This is a genomic window from Pantoea coffeiphila (assembly GCF_016909495.1).
GTDB lineage: Bacteria > Pseudomonadota > Gammaproteobacteria > Enterobacterales > Enterobacteriaceae > Erwinia > Erwinia coffeiphila.
Genome location: NZ_JAFBFW010000005.1, coordinates 525,152 through 547,104 on the forward strand (window position 1 = coordinate 525,152; position 21,953 = coordinate 547,104).

General features: G+C 53.3%; 20 protein-coding genes. 19 read left to right on the forward strand and 1 reads right to left on the reverse strand.

The genetic code is table 11. The annotated features are described in order from the left end of the window. Positions 1 to 46: 46 nt before the first annotated feature. Positions 47 to 841: a type I methionyl aminopeptidase gene (map, locus tag JOE09_RS18615; protein ID WP_205066780.1), complete on the reverse strand. Its 795-nt coding sequence runs from the start codon at positions 839 to 841 to the stop codon at positions 47 to 49. Here map and JOE09_RS18620 point away from each other — a divergent pair. The 19 genes from JOE09_RS18620 (at position 829) to JOE09_RS18710 (ending at position 21,929) form a co-directional block, all read left to right on the forward strand. Next, on the forward strand, positions 829 to 1,023 hold the full coding sequence (locus JOE09_RS18620; RefSeq protein WP_146114203.1) for a hypothetical protein: 195 nt from the start codon (positions 829 to 831) through the stop codon (positions 1,021 to 1,023). The two genes, map and JOE09_RS18620, sit on opposite strands and share 13 nt — an antisense overlap. 186 nt (positions 1,024 to 1,209) lie before the next feature. Beyond that, positions 1,210 to 1,935, forward strand: a complete 726-nt coding sequence (rpsB, locus tag JOE09_RS18625; RefSeq protein WP_205066781.1) for a 30S ribosomal protein S2 — start codon at positions 1,210 to 1,212, stop codon at positions 1,933 to 1,935. Positions 1,936 to 2,134: 199 nt separating this feature from the next. Further along, entirely contained in the window at positions 2,135 to 2,986 is an 852-nt protein-coding gene (gene tsf / locus JOE09_RS18630; protein ID WP_105595441.1) for a translation elongation factor Ts, read from the forward strand. 157 nt (positions 2,987 to 3,143) lie between these two features. Beyond that, positions 3,144 to 3,869 carry a UMP kinase gene (gene pyrH / locus JOE09_RS18635; RefSeq protein ID WP_105595442.1) on the forward strand — a complete coding sequence of 242 codons (726 nt, stop codon included), beginning with the start codon at positions 3,144 to 3,146 and terminating at the stop codon, positions 3,867 to 3,869. 246 nt (positions 3,870 to 4,115) lie between these two features. Continuing rightward, entirely contained in the window at positions 4,116 to 4,673 is a 558-nt protein-coding gene (gene frr, locus JOE09_RS18640; RefSeq protein ID WP_205066813.1) for a ribosome recycling factor, read from the forward strand. 149 nt (positions 4,674 to 4,822) lie between these two features. Further along, positions 4,823 to 6,028, forward strand: coding sequence for a 1-deoxy-D-xylulose-5-phosphate reductoisomerase (gene ispC / locus JOE09_RS18645; protein WP_205066782.1), 1,206 nt, complete (start codon positions 4,823 to 4,825; stop codon positions 6,026 to 6,028). A gap of 179 nt (positions 6,029 to 6,207) precedes the next feature. Then, a complete protein-coding gene (gene ispU, locus JOE09_RS18650; RefSeq protein ID WP_200545300.1) occupies positions 6,208 to 6,960 on the forward strand; it encodes a (2E,6E)-farnesyl-diphosphate-specific ditrans,polycis-undecaprenyl-diphosphate synthase in 753 nt (250 codons plus the stop codon). 18 nt (positions 6,961 to 6,978) lie between these two features. Further along, positions 6,979 to 7,836 carry a phosphatidate cytidylyltransferase gene (gene cdsA, locus JOE09_RS18655; protein WP_105595445.1) on the forward strand — a complete coding sequence of 286 codons (858 nt, stop codon included), beginning with the start codon at positions 6,979 to 6,981 and terminating at the stop codon, positions 7,834 to 7,836. Between the two features lie 9 nt (positions 7,837 to 7,845). Continuing rightward, entirely contained in the window at positions 7,846 to 9,195 is a 1,350-nt protein-coding gene (gene rseP, locus JOE09_RS18660) for a sigma E protease regulator RseP (RefSeq protein ID WP_200545301.1), read from the forward strand. A gap of 96 nt (positions 9,196 to 9,291) precedes the next feature. Beyond that, entirely contained in the window at positions 9,292 to 11,703 is a 2,412-nt protein-coding gene (gene bamA, locus JOE09_RS18665; protein WP_205066783.1) for an outer membrane protein assembly factor BamA, read from the forward strand. A gap of 124 nt (positions 11,704 to 11,827) precedes the next feature. Then, positions 11,828 to 12,325, forward strand: a complete 498-nt coding sequence (gene skp / locus JOE09_RS18670) for a molecular chaperone Skp (RefSeq protein WP_200545303.1) — start codon at positions 11,828 to 11,830, stop codon at positions 12,323 to 12,325. Between the two features lie 3 nt (positions 12,326 to 12,328). Further along, positions 12,329 to 13,351 carry a UDP-3-O-(3-hydroxymyristoyl)glucosamine N-acyltransferase gene (gene lpxD, locus JOE09_RS18675; protein WP_205066784.1) on the forward strand — a complete coding sequence of 341 codons (1,023 nt, stop codon included), beginning with the start codon at positions 12,329 to 12,331 and terminating at the stop codon, positions 13,349 to 13,351. A gap of 159 nt (positions 13,352 to 13,510) precedes the next feature. Next, complete coding sequence (gene fabZ / locus JOE09_RS18680; protein ID WP_105595450.1) at positions 13,511 to 13,966, forward strand: 3-hydroxyacyl-ACP dehydratase FabZ; 456 nt, start codon at positions 13,511 to 13,513, stop codon at positions 13,964 to 13,966. Between the two features lie 3 nt (positions 13,967 to 13,969). Continuing rightward, positions 13,970 to 14,758, forward strand: coding sequence for an acyl-ACP--UDP-N-acetylglucosamine O-acyltransferase (lpxA, locus tag JOE09_RS18685; RefSeq protein ID WP_205066785.1), 789 nt, complete (start codon positions 13,970 to 13,972; stop codon positions 14,756 to 14,758). Between the two features lie 3 nt (positions 14,759 to 14,761). Further along, positions 14,762 to 15,907 carry a lipid-A-disaccharide synthase gene (gene lpxB / locus JOE09_RS18690; RefSeq protein WP_205066786.1) on the forward strand — a complete coding sequence of 382 codons (1,146 nt, stop codon included), beginning with the start codon at positions 14,762 to 14,764 and terminating at the stop codon, positions 15,905 to 15,907. After that, a complete protein-coding gene (gene rnhB, locus JOE09_RS18695) occupies positions 15,904 to 16,527 on the forward strand; it encodes a ribonuclease HII (RefSeq protein WP_205066787.1) in 624 nt (207 codons plus the stop codon). Before lpxB ends, rnhB begins: the two co-directional genes overlap by 4 nt. Positions 16,528 to 16,557: 30 nt before the next feature. Next, positions 16,558 to 20,040 carry a DNA polymerase III subunit alpha gene (gene dnaE, locus JOE09_RS18700; protein ID WP_205066788.1) on the forward strand — a complete coding sequence of 1,161 codons (3,483 nt, stop codon included), beginning with the start codon at positions 16,558 to 16,560 and terminating at the stop codon, positions 20,038 to 20,040. A 12-nt stretch (positions 20,041 to 20,052) separates the two neighbouring features. Further along, on the forward strand, positions 20,053 to 21,012 hold the full coding sequence (gene accA / locus JOE09_RS18705) for an acetyl-CoA carboxylase carboxyl transferase subunit alpha (protein WP_205066789.1): 960 nt from the start codon (positions 20,053 to 20,055) through the stop codon (positions 21,010 to 21,012). Between the two features lie 131 nt (positions 21,013 to 21,143). Beyond that, the gene (locus JOE09_RS18710) at positions 21,144 to 21,929 is read left to right on the forward strand and encodes a hypothetical protein (RefSeq protein WP_239553167.1); all 786 of its coding nucleotides are present in this window, start codon (positions 21,144 to 21,146) and stop codon (positions 21,927 to 21,929) included. Positions 21,930 to 21,953 lie beyond the last annotated feature (24 nt).

Sequence of the window (21,953 nt, forward strand, 5' to 3'; positions counted from 1 at the left end):
GCGGGTGCCGGCTTCAGACTCACTGTAAGGGTCGATTTTACGGCGATTAGCCTTCGTGCGTCAGAACGGACGGAAGGGTTTCATCTTTACGCAGCGTCATAATTTCGCAGCCGTTTTCCGTTACTACAATAGTGTGTTCATACTGCGCGGACAAGCTGCGATCTTTGGTTTTTACCGTCCAGCCGTCTTTCATCGTACGAATGCGGTAATCACCGACGTTGACCATCGGTTCAATGGTAAATGCCATGCCAGCCTGCAGTACTACACCGCCGTCATCGGCATCGTAGTGCAGAACCTGCGGTTCTTCATGGAAGCCTTTACCGATACCGTGGCCGCAGTATTCGCGCACCACCGAGAACTGCTCGGCTTCAACAAATTTCTGAATTTCGCGGCCCAGGCTGCGCAGGCGAATGCCCGGCTTAACCATGCGCAGCGCCAGATACAGGCTCTCCTGGGTGACACGGCACAGGCGTTCGCCCTGAATCGTTGGCTTACCAACAATAAACATCGTAGAGGTGTCACCGTGATACTCATCTTTGATGACGGTAACGTCGATATTGACAACGTCGCCATCCTTCAGGATTTTTTCATCGCTTGGGATACCGTGGCACACCACTTCGTTGACCGAAATACATACCGATTTCGGGAAGCCGTGATAGCCGAGACAGGCGGAAACGGCCTGCTGTTTGTTGACGATGTGATCGTGGCACAGGCGGTCCAGTTCTCCGGTGCTGACGCCGGGTTTAACGTGAGGTTCGATCATCTCAAGAACTTCGGCTGCGAGGCGACCGGCCACGCGCATTTTTTCGATTTCTTCAGGTGTTTTAATTGAAATTGCCATTCATTAAGTCCGCATTTGTCGTCATTTTCGACAATAATAAAGAAAGTGCTGCAATGGTAACAGCCCGTCCGGACGCTGCCAATTGTCGTTTATGGCGATGCTTGTTCGCTATTGGTATGGGTGATGCAGCGCAGCGTAAAGCGGCAACAACTATTGGCGTCAACGGCTGCTTTATGGTATAAAGCGCGCCGACGATTCTTTGTTCGGTGGATTATTCCCCGGCAGAGGACGCGAAAATCTCACTTTGTGTAAATAACACACACGTATCGACACCTTACTCCGGGGTGCCCAAACGCGTTAACGCTTTTGTGGTCGGTTGTATGGGATACGTGGAGGCCTAACCCCAATCAATCTATTTAGAGGTAATCATGGCAACTGTTTCCATGCGCGACATGCTCAAGGCTGGTGTTCACTTCGGTCACCAGACCCGTTACTGGAACCCGAAAATGAAGCCATTCATCTTCGGCGCACGTAACAAAGTTCACATCATCAACCTTGAGAAAACTGTACCAATGTTCAACGAAGCTCTGGCTGAGCTGAACAAGATCGCTGCTCGTAAAGGCAAGATCCTGTTTGTTGGTACTAAGCGCGCTGCAAGCGAAGCGGTAAAAGAGCACGCTCTGAGCTGCGACCAGTTCTTCGTTAACCACCGCTGGTTGGGTGGTATGCTGACTAACTGGAAAACCGTTCGTCAGTCAATCAAACGTCTGAAAGATCTGGAAACTCAGTCTCAGGACGGTACCTTCGACAAACTGACTAAGAAAGAAGCGTTGATGCGCAACCGTGAACTGGCCAAGCTGGAAAACAGCCTGGGCGGTATTAAAGACATGGGCGGCCTGCCAGACGCACTGTTTGTTGTTGATGCAGATCACGAACACATCGCTATCAAAGAAGCAAACAACCTGGGTATCCCAGTATTTGCTATCGTTGATACCAACTCTGATCCAGACGGCGTTGACTTCATTATCCCTGGTAATGACGATGCAATCCGTGCTGTTAGCCTGTACCTGACTGCAGTGGCTACCACTGTACGTGAAGGTCGCTCTCAGGACCTGGCTCAGCAGGCAGAAGAAACCTTCGCCGAAGCTGAGTAATAAGGCTTGCTCTTAACAGAGCCCTTATCAATCAGATGTAAATCTGTAAGGGGCCAGAATGGCCCCTTTATTTTTTCGACTTCGCTTTGCCGTTTGTCACAATCGGCGAGGCAGAATGTATCTCCCGAGAAATAGACATGTGATGTGGACTTGCCCAATGGCGAGCTGCAGCAGATGCTGACTAACCGAGGATTAGAGAATGGCTGAAATTACCGCTGCTCTGGTAAAAGAACTGCGCGAGCGTACTGGCGCTGGCATGATGGATTGTAAAAAAGCACTGACCGAAGCGAGCGGCGACATCGAGCTGGCGATCGAGAACATGCGTAAATCTGGCGCGATCAAAGCCGCTAAGAAAGCAGGCAACGTTGCTGCTGACGGCGTGATCAAAACCAAAATCGTTGGTAACTACAGCGTGATTCTGGAAGTTAACTGCCAGACCGACTTCGTTGCTAAAGATGCGGGCTTCCAGGCGTTCGCTGATAAAGTGCTGGATGCCGCAGTTGCTGGCAAAATCACTGACATCGAAGTGCTGAAAGCACAGTTCGAAGAAGAGCGTGTTGCGCTGGTTGCTAAAATCGGTGAAAACATCAACATTCGTCGCGTATCTTCTCTGGAAGGCGAAGTGCTGGGTAGCTACCTGCACGGCGCACGTATCGGCGTTCTGATCTCTGCTAAAGGCGCAGACGAAGAGCTGGTTAAGCAGCTGGCAATGCACGTTGCAGCAAGCAAGCCAGAATTCGTTAAGCCAGAAGACGTTTCTGCAGAAGTGGTTGAGAAAGAGTACAAGGTTCAGCTGGACATCGCCATGCAGTCCGGTAAGCCAAAAGAAATCGCAGAGAAAATGGTTGAAGGCCGCATGAAGAAATTCACCGGCGAAGTTTCTCTGACCGGCCAGCCTTTCGTTATCGACCCAAGCAAAACCGTGGGCCAGGTTCTGAAAGAGCATAACGCTGACGTTGTTAACTTCATCCGCTTTGAAGTGGGCGAAGGTATTGAGAAAGTTGAGTCTGACTTCGCAGCAGAAGTTGCTGCCATGTCTCAACAGTCTTAATTTCGATAAAGGAACCGCCGAACGGCGGTTCTTTTTTGCCTGCCTCTGGCGCAGCGCAATTTCAGTCTCATCCCAATAGCATTCTTCTCCTGCTTCCAGGATGATACCGCACAGTTTATACCCCTTTTTTCGATGATTGCTTCCAGGAAAAAACACCATGGCGACTAATGCAAAACCCGTATATCAACGTATCCTGCTGAAACTGAGTGGCGAAGCACTGCAAGGTGCAGAAGGCTTTGGTATTGATGCCAGCGTTCTGGATCGCATGGCTCAGGAAGTGAAAGAGCTGGTTGAACTGGGCATTCAGGTGGGCGTGGTCATCGGTGGGGGGAACCTGTTCCGTGGTGCAGGCCTGGCACAGGCCGGCATGAACCGCGTAGTAGGCGACCACATGGGGATGCTGGCAACCGTGATGAACGGCCTGGCAATGCGTGATGCACTGCACCGCGCCTATGTAAATGCTCGCCTGATGTCGGCAATCCCGCTGAACGGCGTTTGCGACAACTACAGCTGGGCAGAAGCGATTAGCCTGCTGCGTAATAACCGCGTGGTGATTTTCTCTGCCGGTACCGGTAACCCGTTCTTTACCACTGACTCCGCAGCCTGCCTGCGCGGCATCGAAATCGAAGCCGATGTGGTTCTGAAAGCCACTAAAGTGGATGGCGTTTATTCTGCCGATCCGGTGAAGAATCCGGATGCAACGCTGTATGAACAGCTGACCTATACTGAGGTGCTGGATCAGGAACTGAAAGTGATGGATCTGGCCGCCTTTACGCTGGCGCGCGATCACCAGCTGCCTATCCGCGTGTTCAATATGAACAAACCTGGCGCACTGCGTCGCGTGGTAATGGGCGAAAAAGAAGGCACGCTGATTACGCATTAATATCAGTCTGCATTTAAAATGGTTAAGATAAGGTATATTCTGCCAGTCAGGGTTATCCTTCATACTCTAAATAATTCGATCTGCGGCAAAGCCGTGAGTCAGCGGAAGCACCGATAACGGTGTGACCGGGGTGAGGGGTTACAGTAAATGTACCTGCAGCTTGAATTATGACGCGTATACATATATTTGAACGGCTTCCGGCGCTGCCGGATGCTGGTGGATCAAACAGAATCCAAGGGTTTCAACGTGATTAACGACATCAAGAAAGATGCAGAAGTACGCATGGATAAATGCGTAGAAGCATTCAAAAACAACATCAGTAAAATTCGTACCGGCCGCGCATCACCGGCTATTCTCGACGGCATCATGGTCGATTACTACGGTTCTGCAACTCCGCTGCGCCAGCTGGCGAGCGTCACAGTAGAAGACTCCCGCACGCTGAAAATCAACGTGTTCGACCGCTCAATCAGCAATGCTGTTGAAAAAGCGATTATGTCTTCCGACCTCGGTCTGAACCCAATGTCTGCGGGCACCGATATCCGTGTCCCACTGCCAGCGCTGACGGAAGAACGTCGTAAAGATTTGATTAAAATTGTTCGCGGTGAAGCAGAGCAGGGCCGTGTGTCCGTGCGTAACGTGCGCCGTGATGCCAACGACAAAGTCAAAGCGTTGCTGAAAGACAAAGAAATCAGTGAAGACGATGACCGTCGTTCACAGGAAGACATCCAGAAAATGACCGATGTTGGTATCAAGAAAATTGATGCTGCACTGGCCGAGAAAGAAGCGGAGCTGATGGAATTCTGATTTCATCATGATCCGATGAAACGCCGTACAGATCGCCTTTCCTGGGAACGGACGATCTGGCGGCGTTTTGCATTTACTCATTCCCCCAAAGGGCGGTTTTGCCTTTCCCTGGTTGCCGCCTGTGACGGGTCACTACACAGAGCAGCCTCATGAAGCAATTGACCATTCTCGGTTCGACCGGTTCAATCGGCACCAGTACGCTGGCCGTCATTCGTGCTAATCCTCATCTGTTTTCCGTCAGGGCACTGGTTGCCGGGCGTAATGTTGAACTGATGGTTGAGCAGTGCCTGGAATTTCGCCCCACTTATGCCGCGATGTCGGATGAGCAGGCAGCGATAGAACTGCGCCTGCGCCTGCAGAGCCTGAACGTGAAGACGGAAGTGCTGAGCGGCGAGCAGGCGGCCTGCGATCTGGCCTCGCTCGATGATGTCGATCAGGTGATGGCAGCGATTGTCGGCGCGGCGGGTTTACTACCGACTCTGGCGGCCATTCGCGCCGGTAAGCAGGTGCTGCTGGCAAATAAAGAAGCGTTGGTGACCTGCGGACGTCTGTTCCTTGATGCTGTCAGCGCGTCAAAAGCTCAGCTTTTACCCATTGATAGTGAACACAATGCGATTTTTCAGAGTTTGCCTGCTTCCTTACAGCAGCAGTTAGGGTACGCTTCTCTCGAGGAAAATGGCATTGATAGCATTATCCTCACGGGGTCAGGTGGCCCCTTCCGCGATACACCGTTGGCCGAGCTTCGCCACGTGACGCCAGATCAGGCGTGTGCGCATCCGAACTGGTCAATGGGAAGAAAAATCTCCGTTGATTCGGCCACCATGATGAACAAAGGCCTGGAATATATTGAAGCCCGCTGGTTGTTTAACGCCACGGATGCGCAGATGGAAGTCATTCTGCATCCGCAGTCTGTTATCCACTCGATGGTTCGCTACCGTGACGGCAGCGTGATTGCGCAGCTGGGGTCACCGGATATGCGTACGCCAATTGCCCATGCGATGGCGTGGCCGGAGCGCGTTAACTCAGGTGCTCCGCCGCTGGATTTCACCCGCATGAAGGCACTCACTTTTGCGGAGCCGGACTACGCGCGTTATCCGTGCCTGAAGCTGGCAATCGATGCGAGTCTTGCCGGACAGGCGGCGACTACCGCGTTGAATGCGGCCAATGAGATCGCCGTTGCGGCGTTTCTGGCATCGCAAATCCGCTTTACCGATATTGCAGCACTCAATGTTGCGGTACTGGAAAAACTGTCCAGCCAGGAGCCGCAGAGCGTAGAGGCGGTGCTCGCTATCGATCGCGAAGCGCGTGCTTTGGCGACGTCCCTGGTACCTCGTTTTTCTGCTCCCTCGGCGTAACGCGATTTCGCGCGTCGCCATTTGTGGGCACCGGGAGGAGATGATATAGTCTCCGCCCACCGAACAGAGGTACTACGTGATAAAGCGGATGAGCTAACCCTTTTTGCACGAATTTTGTGCTGTGCGGGTGAAATATTCCAAAGCCGTTGTATTTCTGAACAAGGAAATCATTACGCGTTATGTCGTCCGAAAATTTATTACAAAGCGATGACCAGACGGGGCTGAAGCCTCGCCATGTGGCCATCATTATGGATGGCAATGGCCGCTGGGCTAAAAACCAGGGTAAGCTGCGCATTTCCGGCCATAAAGCGGGAGTTAAATCCGTGCGCCGCGCCGTCAGTTTCGCCGTCAGCAATAAGCTGGACGCGCTGACGCTGTATGCCTTCAGCAGCGAAAACTGGAATCGTCCGCAGCAGGAAGTTCTGGCTTTGATGGAGCTGTTTGTCTGGGCACTCGACAGCGAAGTAAAAAGTCTCCATAAGCATAACGTCAGACTGAGAATTATCGGTGACATCAGCCGCTTTAATTCCCGTTTGCAGGAACGTATTCGCCGCGCTGAGGAACTTACTCAACAAAATAATGGACTAACGCTCAACATAGCCGCGAATTATGGCGGTCGTTGGGATATTATCCACGGTGTCAGAAAATTGGCCGAGCAGGTCCAGGAAGGTCTTCTTCGCCCCGATCAGATTGGGGAAGAGACGCTGGAACCCTATCTTTGCCTCAATGAACTGGCCCCTGTGGATTTAGTAATAAGGACTGGGGGAGAGCATCGCATCAGTAACTTCCTGCTGTGGCAAGTCGCCTACGCAGAGTTCTGGTTTACTGATACTCTCTGGCCTGATTTTGATGAACAAGTTTTTGAAGGTGCACTGAATGCGTTTGCACAACGAGAGCGCCGATTTGGCGGCGCAGCACCCGGCAGCGTATAGGCGCACTGGGGGTAATCTTTGCTAAAGTCTCGCCTGATTACCGCATTTATTTTAATTCCGATTGTGATTGCAGCGCTGTTTCTGCTGCCACCGTTAGGATTTGAGATCGTCATTTTAGTGATTAGCATGCTGGCTGCCTGGGAATGGGGGCAGTTCTCCGGCTTCGCTTCGCGTTCGCAGCGGATCTGGCTGGCGCTGCTTTGCGGCTTGCTGCTGGCATTTATGCTCATCACTCTCCCGGCTTATCAACATTTGGTTCAGCTGCCTCAGGTTAGCGGTGCACTCTGGCTTGCTTTAGGCTGGTGGATTGCGGCGCTGCTGCTGGTGCTGTTCTACCCGGGCTCCGCAGCGCTTTGGCGGACGTCAAAGCCGCTAAGACTGATATTTGGTTTGCTCACGATAGTACCGTTTTTCTGGGGCATGCTGGCACTACGCCAGTATCATTACGAAGCTGACCACTTCGCCGGTGCCTGGTGGCTACTGTACGTGATGCTGCTGGTATGGGGCGCCGATTCCGGTGCCTATATGTTTGGCAAACTGTTTGGCAAACATAAGCTGGCACCGAAAGTTTCTCCGGGTAAAACCTGGGAAGGTTTTATCGGTGGGCTGGTCACTTCTGCGCTGCTCTCGTGGTTGTTCAGCGCGTTTGCTCCACTTGAGGTTTCGTTAGGTACGCTGTTGGTTTGCTCTATTGCGGCCGCACTGGCCTCGGTGCTGGGCGATTTGACCGAGAGCATGTTCAAGCGTGAAGCGGGCATCAAGGACAGCGGTAATCTTATTCCTGGCCACGGTGGCATCCTCGATCGTATTGATAGTCTGACCGCGGCGGTTCCCGTTTTTGCCTGTCTTTTACTGCTGGTGTTTGGGACTCTGTAGGGAAACATTATGCTGAGCGTACTCTGGAGTCTTGCTGCTTTTATCGTTGCGCTGGGGATTTTAATCACCGTGCATGAGTTTGGTCACTTTTGGGTGGCCCGCCGCTGTGGCGTCAAAGTCGAACGTTTCTCGGTCGGTTTTGGTAAGGCCCTGTGGCGTCGTCGTGATAAGCAGGGAACAGAGTACGTTATCGCCCTGATCCCACTCGGCGGCTACGTCAAGATGCTCGATGAGCGTGTTGAGAGCGTGCCGCCGGAGCTTCGCCATCAATCCTTCAACAATAAAACCGTTCTCCAGCGCGCAGCTATTATTGGCGCCGGGCCAATGGCCAACTTCATCTTTGCTATCATTGCCTACTGGCTGGTATTTATCATCGGGGTTCCCGGTGTTCGACCGGTTATTGGTGAAATAACCAGCAATTCGCCTGCTGCAATCGCGCAAATTACCCCAGGCATGGAACTTAAAGCCGTTGACGGTATCGAAACGCCTGATTGGGATGCTGTGCGTATGGCACTCGTTGCGAAGATTGGTGATGAAAGTACCACCGTCAGCGTAGCGCCGTTCGGTAGCGATCGGACAAGTGACAAACGCATCGATCTGCGCAACTGGCAGTTCGAACCCGATAAGCAAGATCCGGTTGTGGCCCTGGGTATTCAGCCCCGTGGACCACAGATAGAAACGACACTGGCGCAGGTGCAGAAGAATTCCGCGGCAAGTAAGGCGGGTTTGCAAGCGGGCGACAGGATCGTTAAAGTCAGTGGTCAGCCGCTGGACCAGTGGCAGGATTTTGTGACGACAGTGCGTGATAATCCGGGAACGGCGATTGCACTGCAGGTTGAACGTCAGGGTGGCACGGTTGATTTAACGCTGACCCCGGACATCAATCCGCGTAATAAGGCAGAAGGGTTTGCCGGGGTAGTCCCGCGGGTTATTCCACTGCCCGATGAGTACAGAACGGTACGACAGTATGGACCGTTTGCCGCTATCGGTGAGGCCAGTGCAAAAACCTGGCAGCTGATGAAGTTAACGGTAAGCATGCTGGGTAAACTGATTGTCGGTGATGTGAAACTGAACAATCTCAGCGGGCCGATTTCTATCGCCCAAGGGGCTGGGATGTCAGCGGAGTATGGCTTGATTTATTATCTGATGTTCCTCGCTCTGATTAGCGTGAACCTTGGCATAATCAACCTGTTCCCACTGCCGGTGTTAGATGGTGGACATCTGTTGTTCCTGGCGATCGAAAAGATCAAAGGGAAGCCGGTGTCCGAGCGAGTTCAGGACTTCAGTTATCGTATCGGCTCTATTTTGCTGGTGCTGTTAATGGGGCTTGCACTATTCAATGATTTCTCGCGCCTCTAGGAGCTCAGGAATTAGCCAGCGAAGGTCACAACAGGCCGGCGTGAGCTGAAATCCCCTTAAGCGATGAGAACCAGTTAGGAAGAATGCATAACAACGATGGCGATGAAAAAGTTGCTCATAGCGTCGCTGCTGCTTAGCAGCGCTACCGTATACGGTGCAGACGGATTCGTAGTGAAGGATATTCATTTCGAAGGCCTGCAGCGAGTCGCCGTCGGTGCGGCATTGCTCAGTATGCCAGTCCGCGTGGGAGACACTGTCTCCGATGAAGATCTCAGTAATACTATCCGCGCACTTTTTGCGACCGGGAATTTTGAAGACGTTCAGGTCCTGCGCGACGGCAACACGCTGATTGTTCAGGTTAAAGAGCGTCCGACGATTGCCAGCATCACTTTCTCCGGCAATAAAGCGGTGAAAGAGGACATGCTGAAGCAAAACCTCGAAGCTTCAGGCGTGCGTGTGGGTGAAGCACTGGATCGCACCACCATCTCCTCGATTGAAAAAGGACTGGAAGACTTCTACTACAGCGTCGGTAAATACAGTGCCAGCGTTAAAGCAGTGGTAACCCCGCTGCCGCGCAACCGTGTTGACCTGAAGCTGGTGTTTACCGAAGGTGTTTCTGCACAGATTCAGCAGATCAACATCGTGGGTAACAAAGCCTTCAGCTCTGAAGAGCTGATCTCCCGCTTCCAGCTGCGTGACGAAGTGCCGTGGTGGAACGTGGTGGGCGATCGTAAATACCAGAAACAGAAACTGGCCGGTGACCTTGAGACGCTGCGCAGCTTCTATCTGGATCGCGGCTATGCTCGTTTCAACATCGATTCCACCCAGGTTAGCCTGACGCCGGATAAAAAAGGCATCTACATTACCGTTAACATCACCGAAGGCGATCAGTACAAGCTTTCTGGCGTGACGGTAAGCGGTAACCTGGCCGGGCACTCTGCCGAGATCGAAGGGCTGACTAAAATCACCCCGGGTGAACTCTACAACGGCGCGAAAGTGACCCGCATGGAAGACGATATCAAGAAGCTTCTGGGGCGCTATGGCTATGCCTACCCGCGCGTTCAGACTCAGCCTGAAATCGATGACAGCAATAAAACCGTTAAGCTGCATGTGAATGTCGATGCGGGCAACCGTTACTATGTGCGTAAAGTGCGCTTCGAAGGTAACGATACCTCGAAAGATTCCGTACTGCGTCGTGAAATGCGTCAGATGGAAGGCGCATGGCTGGGTAGCGATCTGGTTGAGCAGGGCAAAGAGCGTTTAAATCGCCTTGGCTACTTCGAAACCGTAGATACCGACACGCAGCGCGTTCCTGGCTCACCTGATCAGGTAGACGTCGTCTACAAGGTCAAAGAACGCAACACCGGTACGCTGAACTTTGGTATCGGTTACGGTACTGAAAGCGGTGTCAGCTTCCAGGTGGGTGTGACCCAGGATAACTGGCTGGGTACGGGTAATACCGTCGGTATTAGCGGAACCAAAAATGACTATCAGACCTATGCTGAATTCTCACTGACCGACCCGTACTTTACGGTCGACGGTGTCAGCCTGGGCGGCCGTCTGTTCTATAACGACTTTAAAGCCGACGATGCCGACCTGTCCGACTATACCAACAAGAGCTATGGTTTAGACGGCACGCTGGGCTTCCCGGTGAACGAAAACAACACCCTGCGCGTGGGTCTTGGCTATGTGCATAACAGCCTGTCAAACATGCAGCCGCAGGTCACCATGTGGCGCTATCTGCGTTCCGTAGGGAAAAACCCGACGCTTGATGGCGATGAAGACTACTCGGCGGATGACTTCACCTTCAACTACGGTTGGACGTACAACACGCTGGACCGCGGTTTCTTCCCGACAGCCGGTAACCGTACTAACCTGAATGGTAAAATCACTATTCCTGGTTCAGACAACGCCTTCTACAAAGCGACGCTGGATACGCAGCAGTATCTGCCGCTAAACCAGGACCGCACCTGGGTGATGTTAGGCCGTGGTCGTGTAGGCTATGGTGATGGTCTGAGCGGCAAAGAACTGCCGTTCTACGAGAACTTCTATGCCGGTGGTTCAAGCACCGTGCGTGGCTTCCGTTCTAATAACATTGGTCCGAAAGCGTCATACCTGAACAACGGTTCTTCAGACTGTTCCGGCACTGATGTGAACAAAGTTTGTAATTCAGACGATGCGATCGGTGGTAACGCTATGGCTGTCGCCAGCCTTGAGCTGATTACGCCAACGCCATTTATCAGTGAGAAGTACTCTAACTCGGTACGTACGTCACTGTTTGTGGATGCGGGTACGGTCTGGGATACTAAGTGGGAAAACACCGCCGAAACGCGTGCGGCTGGTATTCCTGACTATAGCGATCCAAGCAACATTCGTATGTCTGCCGGCTTAGCGTTGCAGTGGATGTCACCTTTAGGTCCTCTGGTGTTCTCCTACGCTCAGCCGTTTAAAAAGTATGATGGAGATAAAGCCGAACAGTTCCAGTTTAACATTGGTAAAACCTGGTAATTCGGTGTAGCAAGGAAGTACGCAAAAGAGTATCGCGCAGTTAAGTTGATGGCCTGCTTAAGCAGGCCACACAATGCGCAACACATGTGTCCATGACACAAACGTTGATGGTAAGGAGTTTATAGTGAAAAAGTTGTTGTGTGCCGCAGGTCTGGGTATTGCTATGGCGGTTTCCGCTGGAGCCCAGGCAGCTGACAAAATTGCAGTGGTGAACGTTTCCAGCATTTTCCAACAGTTACCAGCGCGTGCGACCGTTGCGAAGCAGCTTGAGAATGAATTCAAAGGCCGTGCTACCGAACTTCAGGGCATGGAACGCGATCTGCAAACTAAAATGCAGCGTTTACAGCGTGACGGTTCTACCATGAAAGCCAGCGATCGTAGCCGTCTGGAAAAAGACGTGATGGCGCAGCGCGAAACCTTCTCAACCAAAGCGCAGGCTTTCGAGCAGGATAACCGTCGTCGTCAGGCTGAAGAGCGCAACAAAATTCTGACCCGCATCCAGGATGCTGTGCAGAAAGTTGCTGATAGCGAAGGCTATGATGTGGTTATCGATCAGAATGCCGTAGCCTACTCGGCTAAAGCAAAAGACATCACTGCAGATGTACTGAAACAGGTTAAATAATACATGTCTTCAATTCGACTGGCTGATTTAGCCCAGCAGTTGGATGCAGAATTGCACGGAGATGGCGATATCGTCATCTCCGGCATTGCTTCTATGCAATCCGCTCAAACCGGTCAGATCACTTTCCTTTCCAACAGCCGTTATCGTGAACAGCTGGCTGCCTGTCAGGCGTCTGCCGTGGTGCTGTTAGAAGCAGACCGCGAATGCTTTGCTGGCGCGGCTCTGGTAGTGAAAAATCCTTATCTGACCTATGCCCGTATGGCGCAGCTGCTGGATACAACACCGCAGCCAGCCACCGCTATTTCGCCGCACGCAGTGATCGATCCTACTGCGACTTTGGGCAAAAATGTTTCGATTGGCGCAAATGCGGTGATCGAATCCGACGTCGTGCTGGGCGATAACGCGGTTATCGGTGCTGGCTGCTTCGTTGGGGAAAAAGCACGAATTGGTGCCGGTAGCCGCCTGTGGGCCAATGTAACCGTTTATCATGAAGTGCAAATCGGCAGCGATTGCCTGATTCAGTCAGGTACGGTCATTGGTGCCGATGGTTTTGGCTATGCTAACGATCGCGGCAACTGGGTGAAAATTCCTCAGCTCGGCACGGTTATTATTGGCGATCGCGTTGAGATTGGTGCCTGTACCACCATCGATCGTGGTGCGCTGGATAACACTCAAATCGGGAATGGTGTTATCATAGATAACCAGTGCCAGATTGCACACAATGTTGTAATCGGTGATAACACTGCCGTTGCAGGTGGCGTGATTATGGCTGGCAGTCTTAAGATCGGTCGTTACTGCATGATCGGTGGTGCCAGCGTAATTAATGGTCATATGGAAATTTGTGACAAAGTAACCGTCACGGGAATGGGAATGGTGATGCGACCAATCACCGAACCTGGGGTATACTCTTCGGGGATTCCACTGCAGCCCAACAAAACCTGGCGCAAAACTGCAGCGCTGGTGATGAACATCGACGAACTGAGCAAACGCTTGAAGGCCGTCGAACGCAAGGTTGATAAAGACTGAGCGACGATTCACCACTTACGCTGCCCAGCTTTCATAAATAGAACATGCTAAGCAGGGAAAGCCAAGCGCACGGAAATGATTTGCGGCCTGCTAACGATCTCCGATTGTTGCAGGCCGTGTTATTGATGCCATCAGAATGTTTAGGACAGGAAGAGTATTTTGACTACTGAAACTCATACTCTGAAGATTGAAGAGATTATTGAATTACTGCCGCACCGCTACCCGTTTCTGCTGGTCGATCGCGTACTTGAGTTTGAAGAACACAAGTATCTGCGTGCGGTGAAGAACGTCTCGGTTAACGAACCGTTTTTCCAGGGCCATTTCCCTGGTAAGCCGATTTTCCCAGGCGTGTTGATCCTGGAAGCGATGGCTCAGGCCACGGGAATTCTGGCGTTCAAGAGCGTAGGGAAACTGGAACCGGGTGAGCTGTACTACTTCGCCGGAATTGACGAAGCGCGCTTTAAGCGCCCTGTAGTACCTGGTGACCAGATGATCATGGAAGTGACCTTCGAGAAAACCCGCCGTGGGTTGACGCGCTTTAAGGGCGTGGCGACCGTTGACGGTAAAATTGTCTGCGAAGCAACAATGATGTGTGCCCGCAGCCGGGAGGCTTAATTCGTGATTGACAGCACCGCCGTAATTCACCCAAGTTCGATCGTTGAAGAAGGCGCCGTCATTGGCGCTGGCGTTCAGATTGGTCCCTTTTGCGTCGTAGGCGCTAATGTATCAATCGGTGAAGGCACAATTCTCAAATCGCATGTTGTGGTGAATGGTCATACCCGTATTGGTAAGGACAACACCATTTACCAGTTTGCCTCCATCGGTGAGGTAAACCAGGATCTGAAGTACGACGGTGAACCTACCCGCGTTGAGATTGGCGATCGTAACCGCATTCGCGAGAGCGTAACCATCCATCGTGGAACTGCTCAGGCAGAAGGTTTGACCAAACTGGGTGATGACAACCTGCTGATGGTTAATGCGCACATTGCTCATGACTGCGTCGTTGGCAATCGCTGTATCCTGGCGAACAACGCCACGCTGGCAGGCCACGTTACCGTCGATGACTTTGCGATTATCGGTGGTATGACGGCGGTGCATCAGTTCTGCATCATTGGCGCGCATGTGATGGTCGGCGGCTGTTCCGGTGTGGCGCAGGACGTTCCTCCTTACGTTATCGCCCAGGGCAATCACGCAACGCCATTTGGTATTAACCTTGTGGGCCTGCAGCGCCGTGGCTTCAGCAAAGATGCCCTGCACGCAATCCGTAACGCCTACAAGCTGCTGTACCGCAGCGGTAAGACGCTGGATGAAGTGAAGCCGGAGATTGCCGAGCTGGCGAAAGTGCACCCTGAAGTTCAGCCTTTCTATGACTTCTTTGCGCGCTCGACCCGGGGTCTGATTCGTTAACTCATGCCTAAGCATCCCTTAACGATTGCCCTTGTCGCCGGAGAAACCTCCGGCGATATTCTTGGTGCCGGTCTGATTCGCGCGCTGAAAGCAAAGCATCCTGACGCCCGTTTCGTTGGCGTAGCCGGCCCGCTGATGCAGGCCGAAGGCTGCGAAGCGTGGTATGAGATGGAAGAGTTAGCCGTGATGGGTATCGTCGAGGTACTCGGGCGGCTGCGCCGTATCCTGCATATTCGCCGGGATTTAACTGCCCGCTTTACCGAGCTGAAGCCCGATGTTTTCGTCGGTATTGATGCGCCTGATTTCAATATTACGCTGGAAGAACGCCTGAAACAGCGTGGTATTCGTACGATTCATTACGTCAGCCCGTCAGTCTGGGCATGGCGGCAAAAGCGGGTATTTAAAATAGGCCGTGCCACCGATTTGGTGCTGGCCTTCCTGCCGTTTGAAAAAGCCTTTTATGACCGCTTCAATGTACCCTGCCGCTTTATCGGCCATACTATGGCCGATGCGATGCCGATAGAGCCTGATAAGCTGGCAGCGCGGCAGGAACTGGGCATCGCGCCTGATGCGCTTTGCCTCGCTCTGCTGCCGGGCAGCCGCAATGCCGAAGTGGAAATGCTTAGCGCAGATTTTCTGCGCACCGCCATGCTGCTGCGTCAAAAATACCCGCAGCTGGAAGTGGTTGTTCCGCTGGTCAATCCGCGCCGCCGCGAGCAGTTTGAAAAGATAAAAGCCGACGTTGCGCCCGATCTGACCATGCATTTGCTGGATGGCAAAGGCCGTACTGCGATGGTGGCCAGCGATGCCGCACTGCTTGCCTCCGGCACTGCCGCGCTGGAGTGTATGCTGGCGAAATGCCCGATGGTCGTGGGCTATCGTATGAAGCCGTTCACCTTCTGGCTGGCGAAACGCCTGGTGAAAACCGACTATGTTTCCCTGCCTAACCTGCTTGCCGGTCGTGAGCTGGTCAAAGAGCTGTTGCAGGATGAGTGTGAACCGCAGAAACTGGCTGCGGCACTGGAACCACTGCTGTTTAACGGTGAAGCTCGTCAACAGTTACTGGCGACCTTTGCCGAGTTGCACCATCAAATTCGCTGGAATGCGGATGAACAGGCTGCGGCCGCCGTACTGGAGCTGTGTCCATGAGTGATTTTATTTATCCCAACGCCGCGCTGATTGCTGGCGTTGATGAAGTTGGGCGTGGCCCGCTTGTCGGCGCTGTGGTGACCGCCGCAGTGATCCTCGATCCTGACAACCCTATCCAGGGCCTGGCCGATTCGAAAAAGCTGTCTGAAAAGCGGCGGCTGGCGTTGTACGATGAAATCGTCGAAAAAGCGCTGAGCTGGAGGCTGGGACGAGCGGAACCGGAAGAGATCGACCAGATCAATATCCTGCATGCCACTATGCTGGCCATGCAGCGTGCCGTGGCCGGTCTGCACATCACACCTGATTTCGTGCTGATTGACGGCAATCGCTGCCCGGCGCTGGCGATGCCCAGCCAGGCCGTGGTCAAAGGGGATAGCCTGGTGCGTGAAATCAGTGCGGCTTCCATTATCGCCAAGGTGACGCGCGATCGTGAAATGGCCGAGCTGGATCTGCTGTATCCCGAATACGGTTTTGCCCAGCACAAAGGCTACCCAACCGCCTTGCATATGGAAAAACTGACGCAGCACGGTGCAACGCCGCATCATCGCCGCAGTTTTGCTCCGGTGCGCAATGCGCTGCTGGATGCTGAAATTGCCGCTACGCGTTCCCGTACGCTGTAATCTTCCCCTTCAGTTTTAACGGAATCCCAGATGGCCGAACCTCGTTTTATTCATTTACGTGTTCACAGCGACTACTCCATGATCGATGGACTGGCGAAGACGGGCCCGTTGGTGAAAAATGCGGCGAAAATGGGTATGCCGGCTATTGGTATCACCGATTTCACCAACCTGTGCGGGCTGGTTAAGTTTTACGGAACCGCACACGGGCAGGGCATGAAGCCGATTATCGGCGCAGATTTCAACGTCGCCAGCCCGCTGATGGGCGATGAACTCAGCCAGCTGACCGTGCTCGCTGCGGATAACGAAGGCTATCAAAACCTTACCCTGCTGATTTCCCGTGCCTACCAGCGTGGCTACGGACCGGCGGGCCCGACCATTGATCGCGACTGGCTGATGGAACACCAGCAGGGCATTATTCTGCTCTCCGGTGGGCGGCGCGGTGACGTCGGCCAAATGCTGCTGCGCGGCAATCCCACCGGCGTTGCCGAGTGCCTGAGCTTCTACCAGACTCATTTCCCCGATCGTTACTATCTGGAACTGATCCGTACCGGCCGTCAGGATGAAGAAGTTTACCTGCATGCGGCGGTCGATCTGGCGATTGCCGAAGGGGTGCCGGTGGTGGCAACCAACGAAGTCTGCTTCCTGCAGGAAGATGACTTTGATGCCCATGAGATCCGCGTGGCGATCCACGACGGCTTCACGCTTGACGATCCCAAGCGCCCTAAAAACTACAGCCCGCAGCAGTATATGCGGACGGAAGAGGAGATGTGCGAGCTGTTCTCGGACATCCCGGAAGCGCTGGAAAACAGCGTGGAAATTGCCCGCCGCTGTAACGTGACCATTCGCCTGGGTGAATACTTCCTGCCGCAGTTCCCGACCGGTGAAATGACCACCGAAGATTTCCTGGTCATGAAATCAAAAGAGGGGCTGGAAGAGCGTCTGGAATTCCTGTTCCCCGACGAGCAGGTGCGTGCAGAGCGCCGCCCGGAATATGACGACCGTCTGGATATTGAACTCAACGTTATCAACCAGATGGGCTTCCCGGGCTACTTCCTTATCGTAATGGAGTTCATCCAGTGGTCGAAGGATAACGATGTGCCGGTGGGGCCGGGGCGTGGCTCCGGTGCCGGTTCGCTGGTGGCGTATGCGCTGAAAATCACCGATCTCGATCCGCTGGAGTTTGACCTGCTGTTCGAACGCTTCCTCAACCCTGAACGTGTTTCCATGCCGGACTTCGACGTTGACTTCTGTATGGAGAAGCGCGACCTGGTCATTGATCACGTGGCGGAAATGTACGGGCGTGAGGCGGTATCGCAGATCATTACCTTCGGTACGATGGCGGCGAAAGCGGTTATCCGCGATGTAGGGCGCGTGCTCGGGCATCCGTACGGCTTCGTCGATCGTATTTCCAAGCTGGTGCCGCCCGATCCGGGGATGACGCTGGAAAAAGCCTTTGCCGCTGAACCGCAGCTGCCGGAAATCTACGAAGCGGATGAAGAGGTTAAAGCGCTGATTGATATGGCGCGCAAGCTGGAGGGCGTCACCCGTAACGCCGGTAAGCACGCCGGGGGCGTCGTTATCGCGCCCACTAAAATTACCGACTTTGCGCCGCTCTACTGTGATGAAAACGGCAACCACCCCGTTACTCAGTACGATAAGAATGACGTTGAATACGCAGGGCTGGTCAAGTTCGACTTCCTCGGCCTGCGTACGCTGACGATCATTGACTGGGCGCTGGGAATGATTAATGCCCGGCGTGAGAAAGAGGGGCTGGAGCCGATCGATATCGCCGCCATCCCACTTGAAGACCAGAAAAGCTTCGACATGCTGCAGCGTTCGGAAACCACCGCGGTCTTCCAGCTTGAATCGCGCGGCATGAAAGATCTGATTAAGCGTCTGAAGCCCGACTGCTTCGAAGACATGATCGCTCTGGTGGCCCTGTTCCGTCCCGGGCCGCTGCAATCCGGCATGGTAGATAACTTTATTGACCGTAAGCACGGACGTGAGGAAATCTCCTATCCTGATATCCAGTGGCAGCACGAGTCGCTGAAGCCGGTGCTGGAACCCACTTACGGCATCATCCTGTATCAGGAACAGGTCATGCAGATTGCCCAGGTGCTGGCGGGATATAGCCTGGGTGGCGCGGACATGCTGCGTCGTGCAATGGGTAAAAAGAACCCGGTCGAAATGGCCAAGCAGCGCGGTGGCTTTGAAGACGGCGCGAAAGCTCGCGGCGTTGATGGCGAGCTGGCGATTAAGATCTTTGACCTGGTGGAGAAATTCGCCGGGTACGGCTTTAACAAATCACACTCCGCCGCCTATGCGCTGGTTTCTTATCAGACCCTGTGGCTGAAGGCGCACTATCCGGCCGAGTTTATGGCTGCGGTAATGACCGCCGATATGGACAACACCGAGAAGGTGGTTGGCCTGGTGGATGAGTGCTGGCGTATGGGCCTCAAGGTGCTGCCGCCGGATATTAACTCCGGGCTGTATCAGTTCCACGTCAATGACGATGGTGAAATCGTTTACGGCATCGGAGCGATTAAGGGCGTTGGCGAAGGCCCGATCGAAGCGATTATTGAGGCGCGTAACGAGGGAGGATACTTCCGCGAGCTGTTCGACCTCTGCGCCCGTACCGACACCAAAAAGCTGAACAAGCGGGTGTTGGAAAAACTGATTATGTCCGGTGCGTTTGACCGCCTGGGGCCACACCGTGCCGCGCTGATGAGTGCGCTGCCTGATGCGCTGAAGGCCGCCGATCAGCATGCGAAAGCAGAAGCGATTGGCCAGGCGGATATGTTTGGCGTGCTGGCGGAAGCGCCTGAGCAGGTAGAAAAGTCCTATTCTGACGTCACACCCTGGCCTGAACAGATCCAGCTGGATGGCGAAAGAGAGACTTTAGGGCTTTACTTAACCGGTCACCCGATTAACCAGTATTTAAAAGAAATTGAGCGCTATGTCGGTGGACTGCGCCTGAAAGACATGCACCCGACCGAACGTGGCAAAATGACCACTGCGGCCGGTCTGGTGGTGGCGGCCCGCGTTATGGTAACAAAACGCGGTAACCGGATTGGTATCTGTACACTTGACGACCGTTCGGGTCGTCTGGAAGTGATGTTATTTACAGATGCGTTAGATAAATTCCAGCATATGCTGGAAAAAGACCGTATCCTGATCGTCAGCGGACAGGTCAGCTTTGATGACTTCAACGGCGGGCTTAAAATGATGGCCCGAGATATGATGGACATCGACGAAGCACGCGAAAAATATGCGCGTGGACTTGCTATATCGCTGACGGACAGGCAAATTGATGACCAGCTTTTGAACCGTCTCCGTCAATCCCTGGAACCCCATCGTTCGGGGACAATTCCGGTACATCTCTACTATCAGAGAGAGGATGCGCGGGCGAAGTTGCGCTTTGGCGCGACCTGGCGCGTGTCGCCCAGCGATCGTTTATTAAACGATCTGCGGTCGTTGATAGGATCGGAGCAGGTGGAACTGGAGTTTGACTAAAACAGGATTATTATGAGTCTTAATTACCTGGATTTTGAACAGCCAATCGCAGAACTTGAAGCGAAAATTGATTCACTGAAATCGGTTGGCCGTCAGGATGAAAAACTGGATATTAATCTGGATGAAGAAGTTCAGCGTCTGCGCGATAAAAGCGTGGAACTGACGCGTAAAATCTTCTCCGATTTAGGTGCATGGCAGATCGCGCAGCTTGCGCGTCATCCGCTGCGTCCTTATACGCTGGATTATGTTCGTAACGTTTTCACCGATTTTGATGAGCTGGCGGGCGACCGTGCCTATGCCGATGATAAAGCCATTGTTGGCGGGATCGCTCGTCTGGAAGGCCGTCCTGTGATGATCATTGGTCATCAGAAAGGGCGCGAAACCAAAGAGAAAATTCGCCGTAACTTCGGCATGCCGGCACCGGAAGGTTACCGTAAAGCGCTGCGTCTGATGGAGATGGCCGAGCGTTTTAAAATGCCTATCGTTACCTTTATCGACACTCCGGGTGCTTATCCTGGCGTGGGTGCGGAAGAGCGCGGTCAGTCTGAAGCTATCGCCCGCAACCTGCGTGAGATGTCCGGTCTGAAAGTGCCGGTTATCTGTACGGTAATTGGTGAGGGTGGCTCAGGCGGTGCACTCGCTATCGGCGTGGGCGACAAAGTGAACATGCTGCAGTACAGCACTTATTCGGTGATCTCACCGGAAGGCTGTGCGTCGATTCTGTGGAAAAGCGCCGACAAAGCGCCACTGGCTGCGGAAGCGATGGGGATCATTGCCCCGCGACTGAAAGAGCTGAACCTGATCGACAGCGTGATCCCGGAGCCGCTGGGCGGCGCGCACCGTAACCCACTGGCGATTGCTGATTCTCTGAAAGCACAGCTGCTTTCAGATCTGGCGGAGCTGGATGCGTTAAGCACAGAGGAACTGCTGGATCGTCGCTATCAGCGTCTGATGAACTACGGTTACGCTTAATTTAGCGCCCGTCGTGATAAAGGCCCCTCAGGGGCCTTTTTTGTCTCAGAATTTTCACAATTTATGCTATCTGTAATCGTTCCCGAGTCATGTTAGCCTTTTTTGCTAACTCACTAAAAGGAAGGGATATTATGGATATTAATCGTCGTAAATTAGTCATGGGTTTACTGACCCTCCCGGCCGTTGCCGCCGTTGGTGGCTGCGTTTCAGCAGCAAAGCCCCACAAAGATAAAACTTTCGATCGGATGGCGCTTAATCAGCTGAGCGACCAGTTGGAGGATCGTCACACGGCCGATATTCTGGCCCCGTTTATTCTGGATGCCGCTTTTAACATGACACCACCGACCGGCCGCCTACAGGAGGCCAACATGGTGATGGCTTTCGCCTTCGGCAACCGGCCTAATCCTGACCACGATCCCAATAAGCTTGCTTTGCCAGGACCGATGAATCGGGTGCTGGCCCAGTGCTGTGCTGCCGTATGGCGTAAAAAACGCATGCCGCTCTATCTGCAATGGGAAATTGCACGCTGGATGGATTCCTCCGAGTTTTCGGATATTCCACGAAGTGACATTATTTCTATAGAGCCCTACTGGGATGAAAGCGGTAAGCTGATTTATCTCAGCACTGATGGTGTTGTGCAGGAAATTATTAACAAATACTTTTCCGGCGACCCTGCAAAAATGGGCAAGGCTGCGATCGTAGGTCATCGCGACCATGTTAAACGCTGCATTATGACCTGTGCGGCGCGTCAGGTACGTGGGTTTGCACCCGGGGGGATTTCCCTGCCGCGATGGTATGACCCACAGTCCGATCAACCCTGGACCCGACGTCGCGATCTTTATGTGCTACAGGACATTACCGCGCAGCTGTCGATGAGCGCCCAGGCAAACATTGCTCAGGCTTACCCGCAGGGATAAGCGTAAGAGGAAGCGATCCGCTAT

What these genes read in the sequence shown, in the direction of transcription:
- map (WP_205066780.1), bottom strand. Translation starts at nt 841, where the DNA reads ATGGCAATTTCAATTAAAACACCTGAAGAAATCGAAAAAATGCGCGTG.
- rpsB (WP_205066781.1), top strand. Translation starts at nt 1,210, where the DNA reads ATGGCAACTGTTTCCATGCGCGACATGCTCAAGGCTGGTGTTCACTTC.
- tsf (WP_105595441.1), top strand. Translation starts at nt 2,135, where the DNA reads ATGGCTGAAATTACCGCTGCTCTGGTAAAAGAACTGCGCGAGCGTACT.
- pyrH (WP_105595442.1), top strand. Translation starts at nt 3,144, where the DNA reads ATGGCGACTAATGCAAAACCCGTATATCAACGTATCCTGCTGAAACTG.
- ispC (WP_205066782.1), top strand. Translation starts at nt 4,823, where the DNA reads ATGAAGCAATTGACCATTCTCGGTTCGACCGGTTCAATCGGCACCAGT.
- ispU (WP_200545300.1), top strand. Translation starts at nt 6,208, where the DNA reads ATGTCGTCCGAAAATTTATTACAAAGCGATGACCAGACGGGGCTGAAG.
- rseP (WP_200545301.1), top strand. Translation starts at nt 7,846, where the DNA reads ATGCTGAGCGTACTCTGGAGTCTTGCTGCTTTTATCGTTGCGCTGGGG.
- bamA (WP_205066783.1), top strand. Translation starts at nt 9,292, where the DNA reads ATGGCGATGAAAAAGTTGCTCATAGCGTCGCTGCTGCTTAGCAGCGCT.
- lpxD (WP_205066784.1), top strand. Translation starts at nt 12,329, where the DNA reads ATGTCTTCAATTCGACTGGCTGATTTAGCCCAGCAGTTGGATGCAGAA.
- lpxB (WP_205066786.1), top strand. Translation starts at nt 14,762, where the DNA reads ATGCCTAAGCATCCCTTAACGATTGCCCTTGTCGCCGGAGAAACCTCC.
- rnhB (WP_205066787.1), top strand. Translation starts at nt 15,904, where the DNA reads ATGAGTGATTTTATTTATCCCAACGCCGCGCTGATTGCTGGCGTTGAT.
- dnaE (WP_205066788.1), top strand. Translation starts at nt 16,558, where the DNA reads ATGGCCGAACCTCGTTTTATTCATTTACGTGTTCACAGCGACTACTCC.
- accA (WP_205066789.1), top strand. Translation starts at nt 20,053, where the DNA reads ATGAGTCTTAATTACCTGGATTTTGAACAGCCAATCGCAGAACTTGAA.
- JOE09_RS18710 (WP_239553167.1), top strand. Translation starts at nt 21,144, where the DNA reads ATGGATATTAATCGTCGTAAATTAGTCATGGGTTTACTGACCCTCCCG.